We start from the raw sequence: 1,985 nt of genomic DNA, 5'->3' as shown, positions 1-1,985 counted from the left end.
TGCCTGGTCGTAATAACCATATTTCCAAAGCATTCCAATACCAATCATATTTTGCTTCAATTCAAAAGCAGAGCGCATATGAGATCCAGCTAAAAATCCTAATCCACCTGAATAAATTTTCAAAGCCTGGTGTATTCCAAATTCCATACTAAAGTAAGCGACCTTTTTATCGAACTTTTTTGCTGGTTTGTACGGATGATGCCATTTGCTATATTCGTGATTCATGTTTGTATGTATTTATGTTTCAGGGCAAAAATAGGTTTTACCTGTCAAATTCTTATGTGCTATTTTAACATGTTTAGTTAAAATTTTGTTATATTGGTTAAAATTGAAAGATTGTTTTTGTGCTAAAACAACTTATCGTCTCTTTTCATCATTTAAAATTTCTTGTACAGCCAGGTGATAGGCTTTTAAGCTTTTCGATTTTTTAATTTTTTTAAATGTTTTGTGCGGATCTGTAAAATGGGTAGCAAAATACTCCCAAAAACTGGTCATTTTTAACAAAATATGATGCGCTCCCGAAAGTGAAGCTTCGTACTGTTCAAAAATAGTTTGATGAAAATCTTTAAAAATTTCAATCTTATTGGCAGGGTAGTGCTGGGTATTGTTTTTGATCATACTAGGTAAAAACGGATCAGCAATCAAGCCTCTTCCAATCAACCAATGGTCTATGCTTGGAAATCTTTGTTGCATTTTATCAAACACAGCAACCGATGTAATATCACCATTGTAGTACAATTTATGATTTGTATTTTCTATACAGCGCTCAAAAGCATCTAAATCTACGCCACCTTTGTACAATTGTTTGCCAATACGCGCGTGTATGGCAATGTTTTTTAACGGAAATTGCGCTAATATGGGCAAGGTTGCTAAAATTTCGTTGCTATTTTCATAACCCATACGCATTTTCATAGATACTGTAATATCCGATTTATCGTACACTTTTTGTAAAATTTGTTCAATTTTTGCAAAATCACAAATAAGTCCAGACCCCATACCACGTTTGGTAACCATAGGGTAGGGACAACCCAAATTCCAGTTCAGTTCTTTATAACCCAATTCCTGAACAAATTTAGCCACAAACAAAAATTCATCAGCATCATTGGTAATAATCTGCGGAATTAACTCGAGGCTAGTATTGTTTTCAGGCAATAAATCACGTTCATACGATTTTTTAATTTCCAGTTTGCCATTTAATTTAATGTATGGAGCATAAAAAGTATCAATACCCCCAAAATATTTTTGAAAAGCATTGCGAAATTTATAATCAGTAAACCCTTGCAAGGGAGACGAAAGCAGTGTATGATTCATATAACTAAATAAAGCCGCAAATATACGTTACTTTAAATTGGTTTTAACCATTCAAAATATTATGATATAACTTATTAAAATGTACAAAACAATTAAGTACATTTACAATAGTGTAAAAAAACAAAACTACTAATTAAAAACAACCATATTATGGCAAAGAGTCAAGACGCAAAAAAGAATGTAAAAAAAGAACCAGCTAAAACTGCCAAAGAAAAAAAAGCCGCAAAACGCGAGAAAAAAGGGAAGTAATTAGTACTCAGTTTTAAGTTATAAGTTATAAGTTATAAGTTGAAAGCCGAAAGTCAAAAGTCTAAAGTTGAAAGTCAAAAGCCAAAAGTCAGTTTTCAGTAGCAGTTCTAAGTTATAAAGTCTAAAGTTGAAAGTCAAAAGTCAAAAGTCAGTTTTCAGTAGCAGTTCTAAGTTCTAAGTTTTAGGTTTTAAGTCAGTATTCATTATTCCTTCTTCATTATTAATTATTCATTATTCATTATTAATTAGTAACAGTATTCTTTGAACCGTCATCCTCGCGTATGCGGGGATCTGTTACTACAAATACTAAAAAGCATGTTTTGTCATTTCGATTGCAATGAGAAATCACATAAAATTGAGCATTGGATATGGTTCCTCCTTCGTCGGAATGACAAGTTATAAATGGAATTAAGTCAAAAGTAGGT

The 1,985-nt window shown here is 32.0% G+C and carries 2 protein-coding genes and 1 pseudogene; all 3 read right to left on the bottom strand.

Annotated elements, in window-relative coordinates:
• Positions 1 to 225, bottom strand: a pseudogene (locus EC396_RS12155) (alpha-glucan family phosphorylase); the annotation flags it as partial.
• A gap of 132 nt (positions 226 to 357) precedes the next feature.
• On the bottom strand, positions 358 to 1,311 hold the full coding sequence (locus EC396_RS12150; RefSeq protein ID WP_129366938.1) for a tRNA-dihydrouridine synthase: 954 nt from the start codon (positions 1,309 to 1,311) through the stop codon (positions 358 to 360).
• A 490-nt stretch (positions 1,312 to 1,801) separates the two neighbouring features.
• Positions 1,802 to 1,985, bottom strand: a 184-nt coding sequence (locus tag EC396_RS17980) for a hypothetical protein (protein ID WP_205757954.1), incomplete at its 5' end; no start/stop codon positions are given.

This window comes from Lutibacter sp. HS1-25 (genome assembly GCF_004121075.1).
Classification (GTDB): domain Bacteria; phylum Bacteroidota; class Bacteroidia; order Flavobacteriales; family Flavobacteriaceae; genus Lutibacter.
Note: the sequence above shows the minus strand (reverse complement) of the source record. Positions and strands in the feature narration are given on the sequence as shown.